The 17,606-nt window shown below is 69.9% G+C and carries 18 protein-coding genes; 4 read left to right on the forward strand and 14 right to left on the reverse strand.

Translation table 11 applies throughout. From position 1 onward, the window contains the following. Nucleotides 1-134: 134 nt before the first annotated feature. On the forward strand, nt 135-1,265 hold the full coding sequence (locus K7C20_RS33540) for a LacI family DNA-binding transcriptional regulator (RefSeq protein WP_030086456.1): 1,131 nt from the start codon (nt 135-137) through the stop codon (nt 1,263-1,265). Nucleotides 1,266-1,406: 141 nt separating this feature from the next. Next, on the forward strand, nt 1,407-2,939 hold the full coding sequence (locus K7C20_RS33545) for an SDR family oxidoreductase (RefSeq protein ID WP_053209810.1): 1,533 nt from the start codon (nt 1,407-1,409) through the stop codon (nt 2,937-2,939). Nucleotides 2,940-3,045: 106 nt separating this feature from the next. On the opposite strand, the gene K7C20_RS33550 is transcribed toward K7C20_RS33545, so the two are convergent. The 3 genes from K7C20_RS33550 to K7C20_RS33560 all read right to left on the reverse strand — a co-directional run bounded on the left by K7C20_RS33550 (nt 3,046) and on the right by K7C20_RS33560 (nt 5,643). Beyond that, nucleotides 3,046-3,495 (reverse strand): hypothetical protein, encoded by a 450-nt coding sequence (locus K7C20_RS33550; protein ID WP_030086450.1) that lies wholly within the window; start codon nt 3,493-3,495, stop codon nt 3,046-3,048. A 228-nt stretch (nt 3,496-3,723) separates the two neighbouring features. Then, on the reverse strand, nt 3,724-4,587 hold the full coding sequence (locus tag K7C20_RS33555) for a lysozyme (protein ID WP_030086448.1): 864 nt from the start codon (nt 4,585-4,587) through the stop codon (nt 3,724-3,726). Nucleotides 4,588-4,989: 402 nt separating this feature from the next. Continuing rightward, nucleotides 4,990-5,643: a transglycosylase SLT domain-containing protein gene (locus K7C20_RS33560; RefSeq protein ID WP_222892702.1), complete on the reverse strand. Its 654-nt coding sequence runs from the start codon at nt 5,641-5,643 to the stop codon at nt 4,990-4,992. 714 nt (nt 5,644-6,357) lie between these two features. On the opposite strand from K7C20_RS33560, the gene K7C20_RS33565 reads away from it, so the two are divergent. Further along, the gene (locus tag K7C20_RS33565) at nt 6,358-6,573 is read left to right on the forward strand and encodes a hypothetical protein (protein ID WP_030083774.1); all 216 of its coding nucleotides are present in this window, start codon (nt 6,358-6,360) and stop codon (nt 6,571-6,573) included. 230 nt (nt 6,574-6,803) lie between these two features. Here K7C20_RS33565 and K7C20_RS33570 read toward each other — a convergent pair whose 3' ends face one another. From K7C20_RS33570 to K7C20_RS33600, 7 genes are all read right to left on the reverse strand, one after another. Further along, on the reverse strand, nt 6,804-7,487 hold the full coding sequence (locus tag K7C20_RS33570; RefSeq protein ID WP_222892703.1) for a transglycosylase SLT domain-containing protein: 684 nt from the start codon (nt 7,485-7,487) through the stop codon (nt 6,804-6,806). A gap of 471 nt (nt 7,488-7,958) precedes the next feature. Further along, nucleotides 7,959-8,807: an SRPBCC family protein gene (locus tag K7C20_RS33575; RefSeq protein ID WP_030083780.1), complete on the reverse strand. Its 849-nt coding sequence runs from the start codon at nt 8,805-8,807 to the stop codon at nt 7,959-7,961. Then, a complete protein-coding gene (locus K7C20_RS33580; RefSeq protein WP_030083782.1) occupies nt 8,804-9,121 on the reverse strand; it encodes an ArsR/SmtB family transcription factor in 318 nt (105 codons plus the stop codon). The genes K7C20_RS33575 and K7C20_RS33580 overlap by 4 nt, the downstream gene beginning before the upstream one ends. Before the next feature lie 55 nt (nt 9,122-9,176). Continuing rightward, a complete protein-coding gene (locus K7C20_RS33585) occupies nt 9,177-10,076 on the reverse strand; it encodes an alpha/beta fold hydrolase (RefSeq protein ID WP_030083784.1) in 900 nt (299 codons plus the stop codon). Between the two features lie 60 nt (nt 10,077-10,136). After that, a complete protein-coding gene (locus K7C20_RS33590) occupies nt 10,137-11,375 on the reverse strand; it encodes a beta-ketoacyl-[acyl-carrier-protein] synthase family protein (RefSeq protein ID WP_030083785.1) in 1,239 nt (412 codons plus the stop codon). Next, nucleotides 11,372-11,605 (reverse strand): acyl carrier protein, encoded by a 234-nt coding sequence (locus K7C20_RS33595; protein WP_030083787.1) that lies wholly within the window; start codon nt 11,603-11,605, stop codon nt 11,372-11,374. Before K7C20_RS33595 ends, K7C20_RS33590 begins: the two co-directional genes overlap by 4 nt. Before the next feature lie 271 nt (nt 11,606-11,876). Continuing rightward, nucleotides 11,877-12,338, reverse strand: coding sequence for a MarR family winged helix-turn-helix transcriptional regulator (locus K7C20_RS33600; RefSeq protein ID WP_030083789.1), 462 nt, complete (start codon nt 12,336-12,338; stop codon nt 11,877-11,879). A gap of 129 nt (nt 12,339-12,467) precedes the next feature. Between K7C20_RS33600 and K7C20_RS33605 the strand changes: the two genes are divergently transcribed. Continuing rightward, a complete protein-coding gene (locus K7C20_RS33605) occupies nt 12,468-12,878 on the forward strand; it encodes an organic hydroperoxide resistance protein (RefSeq protein WP_030083791.1) in 411 nt (136 codons plus the stop codon). 71 nt (nt 12,879-12,949) lie between these two features. Here the strand turns inward: K7C20_RS33605 and K7C20_RS33610 are convergent, their stop codons facing one another. Genes K7C20_RS33610 through K7C20_RS33625 form a run of 4 tightly spaced genes read right to left on the reverse strand, consistent with a single transcriptional unit; the run spans nt 12,950 to nt 17,457 of the window. Further along, nucleotides 12,950-14,341 carry a GH1 family beta-glucosidase gene (locus K7C20_RS33610; RefSeq protein ID WP_053209811.1) on the reverse strand — a complete coding sequence of 464 codons (1,392 nt, stop codon included), beginning with the start codon at nt 14,339-14,341 and terminating at the stop codon, nt 12,950-12,952. Next, on the reverse strand, nt 14,338-15,231 hold the full coding sequence (locus tag K7C20_RS33615) for a carbohydrate ABC transporter permease (RefSeq protein ID WP_053209812.1): 894 nt from the start codon (nt 15,229-15,231) through the stop codon (nt 14,338-14,340). The genes K7C20_RS33610 and K7C20_RS33615 overlap by 4 nt, the downstream gene beginning before the upstream one ends. Beyond that, nucleotides 15,224-16,147 (reverse strand): carbohydrate ABC transporter permease, encoded by a 924-nt coding sequence (locus K7C20_RS33620; RefSeq protein ID WP_030083799.1) that lies wholly within the window; start codon nt 16,145-16,147, stop codon nt 15,224-15,226. Before K7C20_RS33620 ends, K7C20_RS33615 begins: the two co-directional genes overlap by 8 nt. Continuing rightward, nucleotides 16,144-17,457, reverse strand: a complete 1,314-nt coding sequence (locus K7C20_RS33625; protein ID WP_053209813.1) for an extracellular solute-binding protein — start codon at nt 17,455-17,457, stop codon at nt 16,144-16,146. Before K7C20_RS33625 ends, K7C20_RS33620 begins: the two co-directional genes overlap by 4 nt. Nucleotides 17,458-17,606: the final 149 nt, after the last annotated feature.

Below are 17,606 nucleotides of genomic sequence, written 5' to 3' on the forward strand. Positions count from 1 at the left end.
CCCGGTAGCGGGCTTGGCCGGAGGAGGCAGGAAAGCGGCCCTGTTCCAGGGCGTTCGTACGGCGTTTGACAGGCCACTGGGCGCTGATCAGACTGAGGCGCACTAATGCGGTTCAGTACGAGGGGGATCCCGCCATGACAGCGCCCGGTGAGGCGGCCCGGCCCAAGCCGGCCCGCCGACCGACGATCAAGGACATCGCGCGCCGGGCCGGGGTGTCGGAGAGCGCCGTCTCCTTCGCGCTCAACGACCGGCCCGGTGTCTCCCAGGACACCCGCGCCCGGGTCCGGCGCGTCGCGGAGGAACTCGGCTGGCAGGCCAACAGCGCCGCCCGCGCCCTGTCCGGCGAACGCGCCGGCGCCATGGGGCTGGTGCTCGCCCGGCCCGCACAGACCCTGGGCGTGGAGTCCTTCTTCCTCCAGCTCGTCTCCGGCATCCAGGAAGTGCTCTCCGCACGGAAGATCGCCCTCCTCTTCCAGGTCGTGGAGGATCTCGACGCCGAGTGCGCGCTCTACCGCCGCTGGTGGGCCGAGCGCCGGGTGGACGGTGTCCTCGTGGTCGACCCGCGCACCGAGGACCCACGGCCAAAGCTGCTCGCCTCGCTCGGTCTGCCCGCCGTGGTCGTCGGCGGCCCGGCCACGCGGGAGCCGGACCTCTCCGCGCCCGGCACGTCCGCCCCCGCCGTGTCCGTACCGGCCGGCGCCCCGTCCCGCCCGCTGCTCTCCAGCGTCTGGGCCGACGACTCCAAGGCCATGGCCCGGGTCCTCGATCACCTCTACGGCCTCGGACACCGCCGCATCGTCCACATCGCGGGGCTGCCCGGCCTCGCCCACACCGAGCGCCGGATCCGCTCCCTGCGCACCGAAGCGGACCTGCGGGGCCTCGACCACCGGCACGTCCACTCGGTGACCACCGACTACTCCGACGCCGAGGGGGCCGAGGCCACCCGCCGCCTCCTCGACGCCGCACAGCCGCCCACCGCGATCATCTACGACAACGACGTGATGGCCGTGGCCGGCGCCTCCGTCGCCGCCGGGCGGGGCCTCGCCGTACCGGGCACGCTGTCGATCGTGGCCTGGGACGACTCGGCGCTGTGCCGCGTCACCCACCCCCGGCTCACCGCACTCGTCCGCGACACCCCCGGCTTCGGCAGGCTCGCCGCCCAGGAACTCCTCGCGGTCCTCGACGGCGGGCCGCTGCGGACCGTACAGGGCGAACTGCCGCATCTGGAGGCACGGGAGAGCACCGCGGCGCCCGGCACCCCCTAGGCGGCGTCGGCACCGCACCCCGCCGGAAGGTGACCGGGCGCCCTCCGTCCGGACCCGCGCCGTGATGCTCCGTGCCGGTGCCGGTGCCACACTTGGCGGGCAGGTTCATCGTGCTGCGACCAGCCGGAGGAGGCCGTGCACATGGCCGACAAAGGCGAGGCCCCGGTGCCGTCCGCGCCGCGCCCGCGTGTGCTGGTCACCGGCGCCACCGGCTATATCGGCGGCCGTCTGGTCCCCGAGCTGCTCGAGGCCGGATACGCCGTACGGGCACTCGCCAGGACGCCGGAGAAGCTGCGCGACCACCCCTGGGCCGACCGGGCGGAGGTGCAGCGCGGCGATGTCACCGACGCCGACTCGGTGCGCACCGCCATGGACGGCGTCGAGGTCGCCTACTACCTCGTGCATGCCCTGGGCAGCGGCCGGCGGTTCGAGGACACGGACCGCAGGGCCGCGGAGATCTTCGCCCGCCAGGCCCGCGCCGCCGGAGTGCGCCGGATCGTCTACCTCGGCGGACTCAGTCCCCAGGGCATCCCCGAACGGGACCTGTCGCCCCACCTGCGCTCCCGCGCCGAGGTCGCCGGCATCCTGCTGGCATCCGGCGTCCCCACCGCCGTGCTACGCGCCGCCGTCATCATCGGTTCCGGCTCGGCCTCGTTCGAGATGCTGCGCTATCTCACCGAGCGGCTGCCGGTCATGGTCACCCCCAGCTGGGTGCGCACCCGCATCCAGCCGATCGCCGTCCGCGACGTGCTGCGCTACCTCGTCGGCTGCGCCCGCCTCCCCGACGACGTCAGCCGGACCTTCGACATCGGCGGGCCCGACATCCTCACCTACCGCGACATGATGCAGCGCTACGCACAGGTCGCCGGCCTGCCCGAACGGCTGATCCTCGCCGTGCCGATGCTCACCCCCCGTCTGTCCAGCCTCTGGATCGGCCTGGTCACCCCCGTGCCGCCCGGCCTGGCCCGTCCGCTGGCCGAATCACTGCGCTACGAGGTCGTCTGCCACGAGCACGACATCGCCCGCTACGTCCCCGACCCGGACCCGCCGGGCCACCCCATCGCCTTCGACGACGCGCTGGAACTGGCGCTGCGCCGGGTACGGGACGCCGAGGTCACCACCCGCTGGTCCAATGCCGCGGTGCCCGGCGCACCGAGCGATCCGCTCCCCACCGACCCCGACTGGGCCGGCGGCAGCCTCTACACCGACCGGCGGGAGCGGACCGTGGACGCCCCGCCGGAGGTGCTGTGGCGGGTGGTCGAAGGCATCGGCGGCGACAACGGCTGGTACTCCTTCCCGCTCGCCTGGGCGGTGCGCGGCTGGCTGGACCGGCTGGTCGGCGGGGTGGGGCTGCGCCGCGGCCGGCGGGACGCGGGCCGGCTCCGGGTCGGTGACTCGCTCGACTTCTGGCGCGTCGAGGAGGTCGTGCCGGGCCGGCTGCTGCGGCTGCGCGCCGAGATGCGGCTCCCCGGCCTGGCCTGGCTGGAACTGACGGTCGGCCATGACGCCCAGGGCCGCACGCTGTACGGCCAGCGGGCCCTGTTCCATCCGCACGGACTGACCGGCCATGCGTACTGGTGGTCCATCTCGCCGTTCCACGCCGCGGTGTTCGGCGGTATGGCCCGCAACATCGCGGCCGCCGCCACGGCCGAGCACCACGCTCGTCCGGCGTGAACCGCCCCGCCCCACTCCGCCCCGGTCGACCGCTGCTTCGGCGTACGACACGCCAACGGCGGGCCCCCGGGCGGGCGCTGCCCGGGAACCCGCCGTCACGGCCGACTCAGTGGTGCTTCACGACGCCGGCAGCCATCCGGCCGCAGTTGGAGCCGGAAACGCTGACGCTGACCGACTCGATCGAGCCACCCCAGTCCACGCAAATGCCCTTCGCGGGCAGATAGACGGGACCGGCGTAGGAGGTGTACTGCCCGCTGTCGTAAACCCAATCGGAACTGCCGTCGGTGGCCGTGAGATACGTGTACATGTACACGGGCTTACCGGGGCTGTTGCGCACCGTCACGACGCAGTTCTTTCCGGTCTTTGCGCTGTACGTCAGGTACACGGTCCCCTTTCCGGTGACCGGTACGGAATTCACTACGCTGTAGCCGCTGCCACAGGCTCCGTTGTACGCGGCGGCCTTCGTGGCCGCGGTCGCGGTGGTGGCCGCTGTCATCGTGGCGATACTCGCCACGGCCAGCACTGCGGATCCTGCGATGGCACGTGAACGCTTCATCGGAATACCCCCGTCGGGTGGAGTGCGTCGCGTGGTCATTTCGCAGTGTTGGACAGCGGTCGGTGGTGGATGGTTGTACCGCGGAAGTGAATTCCCCGTTGTTCGAACCGGGTTGTCGAAAAATCCACCCGACTCGCGCCGCGCAGACGGTGGATGAGAGCGGACAACGGCCGGTCCCCGGCGCCGGGGGAGGCGCCGGGGACCGGTCGGGTGCGGGGGTGTACGGGATCAGTCGTCGCCGTTCGCAAGGACCTTGAGACGGGTGTACGTGCCGTTGAAGCGGTTGCGGTCGCCGACCGGGTGGCCCGAGGAGGTGTGCTGCCAGATGCTGTGAAACCGCCAGCCGGCCGGCAGCTTGCCCACGGAGGAGCCGTAGCGCGGAATCCACAGCGGGTTGGTCCTGCCGAACTTGCCGGAGTTGCCGGTGCACCGCTTCCACCAGTTGGTGGAGGTGTAGATGACCGCGTCGCGGCCGGTCTCCTCACGGTAGGTGCGCACGAAGTCGTGGATCCAGCCGACCATCGCCTTGTGGCTCTTGCCGTAGCAGGTCGCGCCGTAAGGGTTGTACTCCATGTCGAGCGCGCCGGGCAGCGTCCTGCCGTCAGCGGACCAGTCGCCGCCGTGGTCGGCGAAGTACCGCGCCTGGGAACCGCCGCTGGAGTGGTCGGGCAGCGCGAAGTGGTACGCGCCGTGGATCATGCCGGAGGCGTACGAGCCTCTGTACTGCTGCGCGAAGTACGGGTTGGTGTAGCTGGTCCCCTCGCTGGCCTTGACGTACGCGAAACGCACCCCGGACTTGCGCAGCGCATGCCAGCCGACCTTGCCGTTGTGGCTGGAGACATCGACGCCGGACACGGCCCTTTTGGAGGAGGCCCGCGGCTGGGAACCACCGGCCCGGACGACGCCTTCATGGGCCGCGATGGTGGAACCCATCCAGTCCTGTTCGGGGTGGGCGGGTCTCTTCTCGGCATCCGACGCCGTGGCGGAGCCGGGCAGCGCGAGGGGCAGAGCGAGCACGGAGAGAAGAGAGAAGAGAGTTCCGGCCGCAATAGGGACTGTACGGCGGGCCGGACCGGATCTGCGCAAGGGCATCGCATGCCTCCGAAGGCCTTCGGTTGAGTCAGGTTCGGCAGCTTTTGAGCAGAATCCTGCCGATAAGAGACTTATACGCAGAACCGCCTGACTCTATGACCCAACAGGCCGTTCGTCCGCCGACCGGCCCCGCATCTCACCCGTCTGGCGGCCGGAGTCGGTTACCCGCGCCCCCGGGTCACCCGCGCCCCCCGCCCGGACCGTTGTGCCGTACGACAGAGCGAAGCGGGCCCCGGCACTGCCGGGACCCGCTCCACCGCGCAGCGGCGAACGCGCCATTCCGCCGCTTCGCAAGCTGCTCTGTGCCGAGCCTGTCGGCCCGCATTTATGGTCCGTCATCCCCCTGGCCTCATCCGGCTCGGCCGGCCCGGAGGGCGCCGACGGCTTTTCGGCCCAGGCGGCTCAGTAGGCCGAGTCGACGTTGTCGATCGAGCCGTACCGGTCGGCCGCGTAGTTGGCGGCAGCCGTGATGTTGGCGATCGGGTCGGTGAGCTTATTGGGGGTGCCCTCGACGTGGTAGGTGTCGAAGGTGGGCTGGATCACCTGGAGCAGGCCCTTGGAGGGCGTGCCGTTGACGGCGTTGACATCCCAGCCGTTGACGGCGTTGGGGTCGCCGGCGGACTCCCGCATGATGTTGCGGTGCAGGCCCTCGTAGGAGCCGGGGATGCCCTTGTCCTTCATGATGGACAGCGACTCACGGATCCAGCCGTCCAGGTTGTTCGGGTAGTCCTTGACGGCCGGGCGCTCGGCGGAGCGGCTGGCGGCCTGCTTGGCGCTGTGCTGCTTGGCGACGGAGTCGACCTTGACGTGGTCGGCGACCGAGGCGGTCACGGCGCGGCCGGTCTTGGCGTCGTCCGCCTTGGCCGGCTGCCCCTTCGCATCGACGGGCTTGACCGCGGCCGGGGCGTGCTCAGAAGCGGCCTGAGCGGTGTCCGGCGCCGAGGTGACGGCCAGGCCCGAGGTGGCACCCGCGGCGGCCAGAACGGCCACGGCGATCTTGTGGGTGCGGGTGATGCGGGTGATGCGGGCAGCGCGGGGCAGGGTAAAGCTGGGCATGCAGATTGACCTCTTCCAGGTACTGGGGACGGGGAGGCGGCCTTTTTTGGCGGCGCGTTCCGCACTGGAGGTCTTTGCTGCGATCGCCTTGGGGCGTGAGTCGCAAGCTCGCTCTCGGTGCGTCGGAATCCATGGTTAACGCCGGCCCCGAATCGAGGCAATGGTGCTCGGTACTACTCATCTTCGTGAGATAAACCCGGATTCCAGAAGTGATAAGCGTTCCTGGCGGCGTTGGCCCGGAATGGCGGCATAGCCATCGACTAAGCGGGCTCGTAAGTGACGTACGTCGCGTGCCCCGAGTCACCTGATAGCCGCTTCAAAGGCCGCTCGGCCGGTGTGTATAAGTTGCCTGGCTCACACCGGAATTACGGTTCTCCGGCACCGATTCCGGCACGGATGGCAGCCCATTTGCCCGGTCGGCGATCCGGTGCGGAGGGCCGGGAATCCCCAAATGTGCTGTGGGACACCGAGTACGGGGCCGAATAGGGCGGCAATTGTGCCCTGATTCACGATCGGGACAGGGGCCGGTTTCGCGGGTGTGCGGCATCGCGGAACGGAGCGCGCCGGGCGGGCCTCCGGTGCGGACCCGATACGGCGATACGGCGGTGCTGCTGGTCCGTTCGCAGCAGCGCCCGGAGCTGTCGCATGACTACGGGCCCTCCACTCCCCGAAGGTGACACGCAGACAGTCATCACTCACCGTAGGGACGTGCTCATGATCCGTCGTATCACCGTAGTTCTCACCGGGCTTCTCGCCGTGGGTCTCCTGGCGACGGGCGTCGCCGCCGCGGCACCGGCCGATGGCCACCAGCAGGACAGCTCGTACCGCCGGCACCACCTCACGCTCAAGGAGCGAGAGGGACTTCGCTTCGCCGGTGAGGTTCTCGACATCCTCTTCGGCGGCGGCCTGGCAGGCCGCGACCGCTTCTGACGCGCGGCGTCGGGCACCGGCGTACGGCACGGGCCCCGTACGGCACAGGCCCAGGCACCGGCGTCCGGTAAGAGCGCCGACGCCCGGCACGAGCGCCGAACGGCAAGGGCAACGGCAATGGCCCCACCCGCGAGATGCGGGCAGGGCCACTGCCGTTGCCATGCCTGGTGCCGCACTGCGGCACCCGTATCAGTCTGCTCCGACCGTCCTCACGGTCGCGTCCCTCCGGCTCAGTAGGCCGAGTTGACGTTGTCGATCGAGCCGTACCGGTGGGCCGCGTAGTTGGCGGCGGCGGTGATGTTGGCGATCGGGTCGGTGAGCTTATGGGGCGTACCGGCCACGTGGTAGGTGTCGAAGGTGGGCTGGATCACCTGGAGCAGGCCCTTGGAGGGAACGCCGTTGATCGCGTTGATGTCCCAGTCGTTGACGGCGTTGGGGTCGCCGGCGGACTCCCGCATGATGTTGCGGTGCAGGCCCTCGTAGGAGCCGGGGATGCCCTTGTCCTTCATGATGGACAGCGACTCACGGATCCAGCCGTCGAGGTTGTTCGCGTAGCGCTTGGGGGCCGCCTTCGGCTTGGCTATGGCCTTGCGCTCGACGGACCGGTTGGCGGCCTGCTTGGCGACATGCCCCTGCTTCTCGACCGCGGTGACCTTGAGGTGGCCGGCAGTGACGGACGAGGCGGCCTGCTGGGCCTTCTTGCCGTCGTCGGCGCGGTCCTTCGCGGTGAGCGGAAGGCCGTTGGCGCTGACCGGCTTCACCGTGGCCGGTGCGTCTGCGGCGGTGGTCTGGGCGTTGCTCGGTGCCGCGGTGAACGCCAGGGCGGCGGCGCAGCTCGCGGTGGCCACCAGCGCCGCGGAGACCTTCTGGCCGCGGCTGATACGGGCAGGGCGGGGCAGGGTGAAGTTAGGCATGGGAATGTGACCTCTTCCAGGGCTTGGTGGCGGGGGAGAGCGGCCTTCGGTTGGCGCGTGAGACCGAGGGAATGGCCGCGTTCGCCGTGCTGGCTGAGGTCGCAGGCTCGTTCCCCGTGCTACGCCGAACATGGTTAGCGGGCGCCCTGGATGGTGGCAAAGATGCCTTGTACTACCTATCTTCGTGAGATAGAGCGAGATGTCCGTTGTAAATGCCGTGCTTTGCGCTCAGCGCGGGGAATGGCATCGACTAGGCATGCTCGTACGTGACGTACGTCTCGTGCCGGGCATCACCCGGCACCGTCGCCCAAAGGCCCTCCGCGACACCGCAAAGTTGCCTGGCTCACACGGAGGAAGCGCAATTCCGCAGGCGGCTTCCGCGGCGCATCGCGCTGCGGAGCGCTAAAGCGCTCGCGCCCCCTGGGGAGTCCGTAGGGGGCGCGAGCGTGCGGCAGCGGGGGCCGCGGCTTTTCAGTTCTCCAGCAGTCGTGCCGCGAGGTGCTCGATGCGTTCGTGCCACGCATTCCGTGCGGCGTCGGCGTCAAAGCCCCGCGGGCCGGTCTGGGTGAGGACGAGCCGGGCGCCATGGCCGGTGCCCCGGCCCAGCTCCCAGCGGACCGTGCCTTCCGGGTGCCAGCGATAGGCCAGTACCGAGGGGGCCGCCGCCTCGGTGACGGGTCCGGCCGGGACCTTCCCCGCGGTGAAGCCGTCCGGCGCCGGCGCACCCGCCACAGGGTCGTTTCCCGAGGTCAGCGCCGCCCAGACGGTCTCGGCGGGCCGTACGAGCTGGCGCTCGAAGCGGACCCGCGGCCCCTCCGGGGTGTCCTCGATCACCCCCTGCCCGAGATCGAACTGCTCGACATACGCCTCGTGCAGCTCTCCCGTGTCGCGCGGCACGGCCGTCGGTTCGCCGTCGAGCAGCTGGGACAGCGCGGTGAGGCACAGATGCCAGCCGGAGGCGAAGCTCGCGCCGCCGAACCGGTCGCCGAAGGTGTGCACCAAGGTCAGCAGCGAGCCGTTGCCGTCCGGTGTGATCTCCCAGCGCAGATGGTCCTCGCCCCAGGTGAAGGCGAACAGCCGGGGCTCCTCGGCGTCGGTGACCGCACCGGTCATGGCGACACCGCTCACGCCGGGCATGGAGAAGGTCATTGCGCCGCCGGGCCGGAGTTCCACGGTGACCTCGGAGGGGAACCACCGCCCGATCTGCGCCGGGTCGGTGATCGCCGCCCAGACCTTCGCGGGCGGATGGGCGAGCCTGCGCTCCATACGGAGTGCGTTGCGGCCGTCGCTTGCGGTGAGGCGGTCGGAGTGCGGGTTCATCGGGGGTCGTCCTCCATGGCGTCGAGATGCCGTTCCAGGGCGTCCAGGCTCCCGGTCCACAGATGCCGGTAGTGCGCGAGCCAGGCGTCCAGCTCCGCCAGGGGCTCGGGCCGGAGCTCGTACCAGCGGCGCCGGCCGTCCTGGCGGACCTGGACCAGCCCGGCCTCGCGCAGCACCCGCAGATGCTTGGAGGTGCCGGGCTGGCTCAGTCCGAGCTGCTCCGTGAGCTCACCGACCAGCCGGGGGCGCTCCACGAGCAGGTCGAGAATCTTGCGCCGGCTCGGCTCCGCGAGTACCTCGAACGGTAGGGGCATATCCCTAGTATGCCGCTGAGGTTATATAACTGCAAGGGAATGTAATTGCGGGGGATCACACACACGCCGGATCGGCCGCCGACGCCTCCTCGCGCACCACCGGCGCGAGACAGGGTGCCGAGCCCAGCGGCCCATCGGTGAAGAACCGGGCCGCCAAGTCCGCGACCTCTTGCGGCCGTTCGAGCACCACCCAGTGATCGGCGTCGGGAATTGTCAGAAAGCAACTGCCCGGGATGGTGGCCGCGAAGTCCCGCTGCCGGGCCGGGGAGGTCACCGTGTCGTGCTCGCCGCTGAAGACGAGCGTGGGGACACCGGTCAGTCCGCCCGAGAAGTCCGGACGGTCCGAGATCCCGCGGCGCAGCGAGTCGACGGCGTGCCGGGAGCTCCGGGCCGCATGCAGCATCGAGCGCCTGACATAGCGGTACGCCAGCTTCCTGTGGGCGACGTGCCGACGGTCGTCGAGGCACATCAGGCCCTCGGTGACCAGGGTCGCGAAGGCCTCGGTGTCGCCGTGCGAGAGATGGTCGGACGCCCGGCGCCACAGCTCCATCTGCGCTTCGCTGATGTGCGCCGGAACGCCGCCCAGGGCGAGCCGCGCGATGCGCCCGGGGAACCGCCGGGCGCATCCGTAGGCCAGGCCCGCCCCGTAGGAGAAGCCGAAGAGATTGATCCGCGGGACGTCCAGATCGTCGATGATGCCCTCGATCGCCGCGCACACGACATCGATGCTCGGCCCCGGCGGAAGCGGGTCGGCGCTCCCCATGCCCGGCAGGTCGGCGGTCACCACGTCCGCCAACGGCCCCACATGATCTTCCATCTGCGGCCAGCCGAACATTCCTTGCAGCGCGCCGCCCAGCACCAGAACGGGCTCGGTGATCCGCCGCGGCTGTCGCAGCCGGCGGTAGGAATAGGACACCCCGTGCACCGACAAGGAGCGGATTGTTTCCTCGGACATTCACATTCCTTCTCGGGGCACGGCGGGAACGGGCGCGCCGGCGCGGCGCGCGGGGGCGGTCTAGCGGGTCAGGACCAGTGCGGCGTTGTGCCCGCCGAAGCCGAGCGACGTCTTGACCGCGCAGTCGAACGCCGCCTGCCGGGCTTCCTTGTGCACGATGTCGACCGGGATACGCGGATCCAGTACCTCGAGGTTGGCGGTCGGTGGCACCAGCTGCTGCTCCAGGGCGAGCACGGTCAGCGCGGCCTCGATTCCGCCGGCGGCGCCCAGGGCGTGTCCGGTCATCCCCTTGGTCGAGGTGACCAGGGGGTGATCGCCGAGGACCCGCTGGAGCACGGCCGCCTCGATGTGGTCGTTGGCGACCGTCGAGGTGCCGTGCGCGTTGACATGGCCGACATCGCCGGCCTGCACTCCCGCGTCGGCCAGCGCGCTGCGCAGCGCCCGCTCGATGCCCTTGCCCTCGGGCTCCGGGGCCACCGCCGCGTAGGCATCGCTGGAGGCGCCGTATCCGCGGATGTGTGCACGGACGGGCGCCCGGCGTGCCCTGGCGTGCTCGGGCCGCTCCAGCACGAGGAGCCCGGCGCCCTCGCCGACCACGAAGCCGTCCCGGCCCGCGTCGAAGGGGCGGCATGCGGTGGCCGGATCGTCCCGGCGGGTGGAGACCGCCTTCATCTGGCAGGCGCTGGCGATCAGCAGCCGGGAGAGGACCGACTCGGCCCCGCCGGCGATGGCGATATCGCAGACCCCGGCGCGCAGCAGCTGATGCGCGGTGCCCAGGGCCACGGTGCCCGAGGAGCAGGCCGTGGCCACGCCCAGGCTGGGGCCCTGCGCCCCGACGTCCATACAGACGCTGCTGGCGGCGCTGTTGACAACGGTCAGCGGGGCGAGCTTGGGGGAGACCCGGCGGGCGCCGCGCTCGGCCATGGCGACATGCTGCTGGTCGTAGAACGGCAGTCCGCCGTGAGCGGAGCCGATGACCACCGCGACGCGGCTGCTGTCCCAGGACTCCGGGTCGAGTCCGGCATCGGAGACGGCCTCCCGGGCGGCGATCACCGCGAGCTGCGCGAAGCGGTCCATCAGCCGCTGGGTGGCCACCCCGAGCAGCTCGGTGGTGTCCAGATCGGTGATGGTGTACATGAAGTCGCAGGGCAGATCGGCGAGTTCTTCCTGATGGGTCACTCCGCCGGGCACCGTTTCCTGGGTGACGGAGTGCCAGGTGGCCTTCGTTCCCACGCCCGCCGCGGTCACCAGCCCCAGTCCTGTTACGGCCGCGGAGAACGGCTCCTGGCGGGCCGTCATGCCGGGACTTTGCCGTCGACGGCCGATACCAGCTGGCCCACGGTGTTCCGTGGGGTCAGCGAGACCTCGTCGAGGTCGATGTCCAGTCGTTCCTCGATGAGGACGCGGAGTTCTTCCAGCGCCAGGGAGTCGAGGCGCAGGCTGCGCAGCGGAGTCTCGTCGGCGATGTCGACCGAGGAGACCCCGAATCGTTGGACCAGCAAGGTGTTGACAACTTCTGCCGCTTTCACGTGGCGCTCCTCCGCTTGTCGTAGGCGATGCTGCCAACCGCGTCGTGGGCGGGATTTCACCGGCGGCTCCGGCTGGTTTGACCCCTCTTTATACGCCTTTGTCCCGATGACTCCCCAACCTTGGTAGCTCAATGGGGTGATGAGCGCACCGGGGTGGACGGGGCGTGGGCGCCTCGCCTTGCGGACGCTGTGGAAAGCACCTACGTACGTAACGCCGCGGAGGGGCGAGAGGTACGGGCCGGAGGCCGGCGGACTGCGGAATCCTCCGGTGTCAGGCTTCGTCGAGGGCGCTTGTCACACGCCCCAACAGGCCCTGGAGCGTGCGCAGTTCCTCGATCGTGAGGCCGGTCGCGGCCAGCATCCTGCGGGGGACCGGCAGGGCCGCCTCGCGCAGGTCGTCGCCGGCGGGGGTGAGGTGGATGGTGACCGACCGCTCGTCCTCGCTGCTCCGTTCGCGGCGTACCAGGCCGGCCGACTCCAGGCGTTTGAGGAGCGGGGAGAGGGTGCCCGAGTCCAGCCGGAGCTGTTCGCCGATGGCCTTGACCGGCTGGGAGCCGTGCTCCCACAGGACCAGCATGACCAGGTACTGGGGGTAGGTCAGGCCCAGATCCTTGAGGGCGTCCCGGTAGACGCCGCCGAAGGCCCGTGAGGCGGCGTGCAGCGAGAAGCAGACCTGGTGGTCGAGGCGGAGCAGTTCGGCGTCGGGCACCGGAGGCCTGGTCGTCGGGGTCATGGGTCCAGGTTAGCCCCCCGCAAGTCATTTAGTTGTGCGCAACTTAGTTGCGTCCAATTTAAATGTGTGCCACTGTGAGGTCATCGGGCGGCCGGGGAACGGCCGCCGCGCTACCGAAGGGGAACTGAGATGGACGCGCTGTACACCGCTGTCGCCACCGCCAACGGCCGCGAGGGCCGGGCGGTCAGCTCCGACGGCCAGATCGACCTGGCCCTGGCCATGCCTCCGGCCCTCGGCGGCAACGGCGCCGGTACCAACCCGGAGCAGCTCTTCGCCGCCGGCTACGCGGCCTGCTTCGCCAGCGCGATGAGCAATGTCGGCCGCCAGATGAAGCTCGACACCAAGGACGTCTCGGTCACCGCCGAGGTGTCCATCGGCAAGGACGACACCGGCTTCGGCCTGGGCGTCGTCATGCGGGTGGAGCTGCCGGACGCCCTCGCGGGCGAGACCGGGCGGCAGCTGGTCGAGGCGACGCACGCGTACTGCCCGTACTCCAAGGCCACCCGCGGCAACATCGACGTCGAGCTCGTCATCGAGTAGGCACGGGGCGTGCGCGGCGGGCCGGGCCCCGGCGAACACGCTGGGGACCCGGCCTGTCGGACATGTACAGATCAGTCCGCGCGCGGGGTACCGCGCCGCCGGTGGCTGCGGATCAGCTCCGCGTAGTGCCGGCCGCTGTCCTTGAGGGTGCGGGCCTGGGTCGCGAAGTCGACATGGAACAGGCCGAAGCGCTTGTCGTAGCCGTAGGCCCACTCGAAGTTGTCCATCAGCGACCAGGCGAAATACCCGGCGAGCGGTGCGCCCTGCCGGACCGCGCGGGCGCATGCCGCCACATGCCGGTGCAGATAGGCGGTGCGCTCGGGGTCCGCGACGGTGCCCCCGGGGCGGACCACGTCCGGGTAGGCGGAGCCGTTCTCGGTGACGTAGATCCTGTGCGCCGCGTACTCCCGGGTCAGGCGCAGCAGCAGAGTCTCGATGCCGCCCGCGTCGATCTCCCAGTCCATGCCCGTACGGGGCACATGCAGCCGGCGCACCGGGCGGGCGAAGGGTGCCGGACCGGCCGGCTCGGCGGCGACCACGGCCGGGAAGTAGTAGTTCAGCCCCAGCCAGTCCAGCGGCTCCGCCATGGTCTTCAGATCACCGGCGCGCTCCGGCAGCTCGACGCCGTACACCTCGCGCATGTCCGCGGGGAAGCCGCGGCCGTGCACCGGGTCGAGCCACCAGCGGTTGGTGTGCCCGTCCATCCGCCGTGCCGCCGCGGCGTCGGCCTCGGACCCCGTGGCGGGCTCGACGGTGCTCAGGTTGTTGACGATGCCGATTCCGGCGTCCGCGGCCGCGGCCCGGATCGCCTGGACGGCCAGGCCGTGACCGAGCAGCAGATGGTACGAGGCACGCACGGCCGTCGGAAGATCTGTGAGACCGGGCGCCATCCGGCCTTCGAGATGGCCGATCCAGGCCGCACACAGCGGTTCGTTGAGCGTGGCCCAGTGCGGCACCCGGTCACCGAGCTTCTCGGCGACCACCGAGGCGTACGCCGCGAAATGCTCTGCGGTCTCCCGTACGGGCCAGCCGCCACGGTCCTGGAGCGCCTGCGGCAGGTCCCAGTGGTAGAGCGTGGCGTACGGGGTGATGCCCGCTTCGAGGAGGCCGTCGACGAGCCGGTCGTAGAAGGCCAGGCCCGCGGCGTTGACCCGGCCGTCGCCGTCCGGCACGACCCGCGGCCAGGCCACCGAGAACCGGTAGGCGCCGACGCCCAGTTGGCGCATCAGCGCGATGTCCTCGCGCCAGCGGTGGTAATGCTCGCAGGCCCGGTCTCCGGTGTCGCCGTTGTCGGTCGTTCCGGGCGTGTGTGCGTAGGTGTCCCAGATGGAGGGGGCGCGGCCGTCCTCGGCGACCGCTCCCTCGATCTGGTACGCCGAGGTGGCCACGCCCCAGGCGAAGTCGTCCGGCAGGGCGGCGAAGTCGATCCGGTCGGTCACGGAGTTCCTTTCGGCGTGCGTCATTTGACGGCCCCGGCGGTGAGCCCGGCGACCAGATAGCGCTGGAGCAGCAGAAACCCGGCGACCACCGGGACGCTGACGACCAAGGACGCGGCCATGACCTGATTCCAGTAGACGTCGTTCTGGGTGGCGTAGCCCTGGAGCCCGACCGAGAGGGTGCGGGTGGTGTCGTTGGTCATCACCGAGGCGAACAGCACTTCGCCCCAGGCGGTCATGAAGGCGTACACGGCGACCGCGATGATCCCGGGGAGCGCGGCCGGCACCACGACCCGGAAGAGCGCACCGAGCGGGCCGCAGCCGTCCACGTACGCGGCCTCGTCCAGCTCGCGCGGCACCGACGCGAAGTACCCGGTGAGCATCCAGATGGAGAACGGGAGGGAGAACGTCAGATAGGTCAGGATCAGGCCGCCGCGGGAGCCGTAGAGGGCGACACCGGTGGAGTTCCCGATGTTGACGTAGATCAGGAAGAGCGGGAGCAGGAAGAGGATGCCCGGGAACATCTGCGTGGACAGGACCGTGACGGTGAAGATCCGCTTGCCGCGGAACTGATAGCGGCTCACCGCGTAGGCGGCGAAGACCGCTACGGTCACCGAGCAGAGGGTGGCCGAGCCCGCCACGATCAGCGAGTTGGTGAAGTACCGGGCGAGCGGAACGGTGTGCCAGATGTCGAGGTAGGGGCGGACCGTCAGCTCGCTCGGCAGCCAGCGGAAGGCCCCCGAGACGTCCTCCAGCGGTTTGAGCGAGCTGCTGAGCATGACGTACACCGGGAGCAGCACGAAGCCGGCCAGTGCGGTGAGGAAGATCCGGCGGGTCCAGAGGAACGAGCGGGGCGGGGCGGTGGGGGAGCGCCGGCGGCCGGCTGTACGGGGCGCGCGGACAGTGTCGCTAGGCATCGGCATGCTTCCTTCCGCGCGAGGTGGCCAGGAGATAGCCGGCCGTCACCACCAGCAGGAAGAGCAGTAGCAGGACGGACATGGCCGAGCCGGTACCGAAGTTCCAGGTGACGAACGAGGACTGGTAGATGTGGATGGAGAGGAGGTCGGCGGCCTCCGGAGCGGCCTTCCCGAACAGCACATACGGCGTGTTGAAGTCGTTGAACGACCACAGGAACAGCACCAGCACCAGCACCTGGTTGATCGGCCGTAAGGAGGGCAGGGTGATCCGGCGGATCTGCCGGACCATGCCCGCTCCGTCGAGCGCCGCCGCCTCGTAGAGGTCCTTGGGGATGTTCTGGAGCGCGGCCATCACCACGAGGAAGGCGAACGGCCAGGTCTTCCAGACGGCGACCACGAGCAGCGCGAGGAAGCTGTTGTCGCCGAGCAGCCAGAAGGGCCGGCCGTCGGTGAGGTGCAGTTGGTCGTGCAGCACATGGTTGACCAGGCCGTTGTCCCTTTGGAACATAAAGGCCCAGGTGATCACCGCGGCGTAGATCGGCAGCGCGTAGGGCGTGAGGAAGACGGCCCGCAGCAGACCGCGGCCCCGGAAGTTCTCCTGAAGGAAGATCGCGGCCGCGGTGCCCAGGAGCCAGCACAGGCCGACCGTCAGCACGCTGAACGCACAGGTGACGACGAAGGAGTGCAGCAGCGTGGCTCCCACGGGGGCGTCGACATCCACGGTGACGCGGTAGTTGCCCAGCCCCTTCCACGGGGCGGCGCCCCAGTTGCCGAGGAAGAGCTGGGTCAGGTCCTTGAAGCTCATCACGATGCCGATGACCATCGGGACGAGGTGGACCAGCAGTTCCAGCAGCAGCGCGGGGAGCAGCAGCAGATACGGCAGGCCTGCGCGGCGCAGCCTGGCGACGGTCCTCATTTCGTCATCTGCTGCTCGGCCTTGCCCAGCCGCGCCTTGACGGAGGCGGTCGTCACCGGGTGGCCGGCCGCCGCATCGGCGAACAGGTCCTTGACGGCGGTGCCGACGGACGTCTCGAACTGGGACTCCTCCGCGATCTGGGGGAGCGGCGTGGCACTCCTGGCGAGCGTCTCGCGCAGCACCTTGGTGTCCTGGCGGTTGAACGCCGGGTCCTGCTGGGCGGCCGTGACGGGCGGTATGGAGCCGTAGGTCTTGTTGAGCAGCCGCTGTTCGCTGTCGCTCGTCATGAACGTCACGAACTTCCGCGCGCCGTGGAGATTGTGGGTGTTCTTGAAGACGGCGATATTGATGCCGGCGAGCATGGAGTTGGTCTGCCGGCCGGTGCCCGGGGTGCCGGACGGCACGGGCACCGGAGCGACGCCCCACTCGTCCGGCTTCATCCCGTCGGCCGCGAAGGTGGTGGCCGCGGCCTGCCACAGCACCATCGCGGTCCGGCCCGTGGCGAAGTCCCGCAGCGACTGGTTCTGCCCGTACTCCGCATTGCCCGGGGCGATGATCTTGTCCTTGGCCATGAAGTCGATGTACTGCTTGACCGCCGCGACCGCGCCGTCCGAGGTGAAGGTGGGTCTGCCGGAGCGGTCGAAGAAGTCGGCGCCGTGCTGCTTGCCGAGGGCGAAGGCCTGATGGATGTTGTTGGTCAGCTGACCGCCCTCGGCGCCCAGGCCCCACTTGCCCTTCTTGGAGATCCGCTTGCCGTCCGCGACCAACTCGTCCCAGGTGGCCGGGGGTTTGCTGATACCGGCGTCCTGGAACATCCGCTTGTTGTAGTAGAGCGCATAGGCCAGCGAGTACAGCGGGATCGCGGCCGGGTCCTTGCCGGCCACGCCCGTGGCGTCCAGTGCGGGGGCAAGGAAGCGGTCGCGTCCGCCGATCGCGTCCAGGTTCTCCTTGTTCCAGGGGAGCAGAGCGCCGGTGGCCTGAAGCGAAGCGGACCAGGTGTTGCCGATGTTGAGGACGTCGGGCCCCTGGCCCGATGTCGTGGCGGTGAGGATCCGGTTGAGCAGATCGGGCCAGGGGATCACCTCCAGCTTCACCTTGATCCCGGTCTGCCGCTCGAACTTCTTCAGTTCGGGACCGAGGATCTTCTTGTCCGCCTCGACATTCGGCCCCTGGTTGGAAGCCCAGTACGTCAGCGTCGTGGGGGAGTCGTCGCCGGCTCCTCCGGGGCTCGTCCCGCCGCCGCATCCGGATGCCGCGGCGGCGAGCGCGGTGACAGTGGCGGTGACGATCGCGGCTCGGAGTATGCGCATGACGGATACGCCTCTCTCTGAGGAGTCCGGAGGGAGGCCGTGTTCACTTCCTGAACGGCCTCATGGCTTAACTTAGGACGTGAGTTAAGGCCCGAGAGAAGGGTGCGTCAAGAGAGCGGACACCGCCAGGTCGCGGGCCAGAAGGGAAC

This window comes from Streptomyces decoyicus (assembly GCF_019880305.1).
GTDB classification, from domain to species: domain Bacteria; phylum Actinomycetota; class Actinomycetes; order Streptomycetales; family Streptomycetaceae; genus Streptomyces; species Streptomyces decoyicus.

Bases quoted from the DNA above. Each gene is read 5' to 3' on its own strand.
- K7C20_RS33540 (WP_030086456.1), top strand. From the start codon at position 135: ATGACAGCGCCCGGTGAGGCGGCCCGGCCCAAGCCGGCCCGCCGACCG.
- K7C20_RS33545 (WP_053209810.1), top strand. From the start codon at position 1,407: ATGGCCGACAAAGGCGAGGCCCCGGTGCCGTCCGCGCCGCGCCCGCGT.
- K7C20_RS33550 (WP_030086450.1), bottom strand. From the start codon at position 3,495: ATGAAGCGTTCACGTGCCATCGCAGGATCCGCAGTGCTGGCCGTGGCG.
- K7C20_RS33555 (WP_030086448.1), bottom strand. From the start codon at position 4,587: ATGCCCTTGCGCAGATCCGGTCCGGCCCGCCGTACAGTCCCTATTGCG.
- K7C20_RS33560 (WP_222892702.1), bottom strand. From the start codon at position 5,643: ATGCCCAGCTTTACCCTGCCCCGCGCTGCCCGCATCACCCGCATCACC.
- K7C20_RS33565 (WP_030083774.1), top strand. From the start codon at position 6,358: ATGATCCGTCGTATCACCGTAGTTCTCACCGGGCTTCTCGCCGTGGGT.
- K7C20_RS33570 (WP_222892703.1), bottom strand. From the start codon at position 7,487: ATGCCTAACTTCACCCTGCCCCGCCCTGCCCGTATCAGCCGCGGCCAG.
- K7C20_RS33575 (WP_030083780.1), bottom strand. From the start codon at position 8,807: ATGAACCCGCACTCCGACCGCCTCACCGCAAGCGACGGCCGCAACGCA.
- K7C20_RS33580 (WP_030083782.1), bottom strand. From the start codon at position 9,121: ATGCCCCTACCGTTCGAGGTACTCGCGGAGCCGAGCCGGCGCAAGATT.
- K7C20_RS33585 (WP_030083784.1), bottom strand. From the start codon at position 10,076: ATGTCCGAGGAAACAATCCGCTCCTTGTCGGTGCACGGGGTGTCCTAT.
- K7C20_RS33590 (WP_030083785.1), bottom strand. From the start codon at position 11,375: ATGACGGCCCGCCAGGAGCCGTTCTCCGCGGCCGTAACAGGACTGGGG.
- K7C20_RS33600 (WP_030083789.1), bottom strand. From the start codon at position 12,338: ATGACCCCGACGACCAGGCCTCCGGTGCCCGACGCCGAACTGCTCCGC.
- K7C20_RS33605 (WP_030083791.1), top strand. From the start codon at position 12,468: ATGGACGCGCTGTACACCGCTGTCGCCACCGCCAACGGCCGCGAGGGC.
- K7C20_RS33610 (WP_053209811.1), bottom strand. From the start codon at position 14,341: ATGACGCACGCCGAAAGGAACTCCGTGACCGACCGGATCGACTTCGCC.
- K7C20_RS33615 (WP_053209812.1), bottom strand. From the start codon at position 15,231: ATGCCTAGCGACACTGTCCGCGCGCCCCGTACAGCCGGCCGCCGGCGC.
- K7C20_RS33620 (WP_030083799.1), bottom strand. From the start codon at position 16,147: ATGAGGACCGTCGCCAGGCTGCGCCGCGCAGGCCTGCCGTATCTGCTG.
- K7C20_RS33625 (WP_053209813.1), bottom strand. From the start codon at position 17,457: ATGCGCATACTCCGAGCCGCGATCGTCACCGCCACTGTCACCGCGCTC.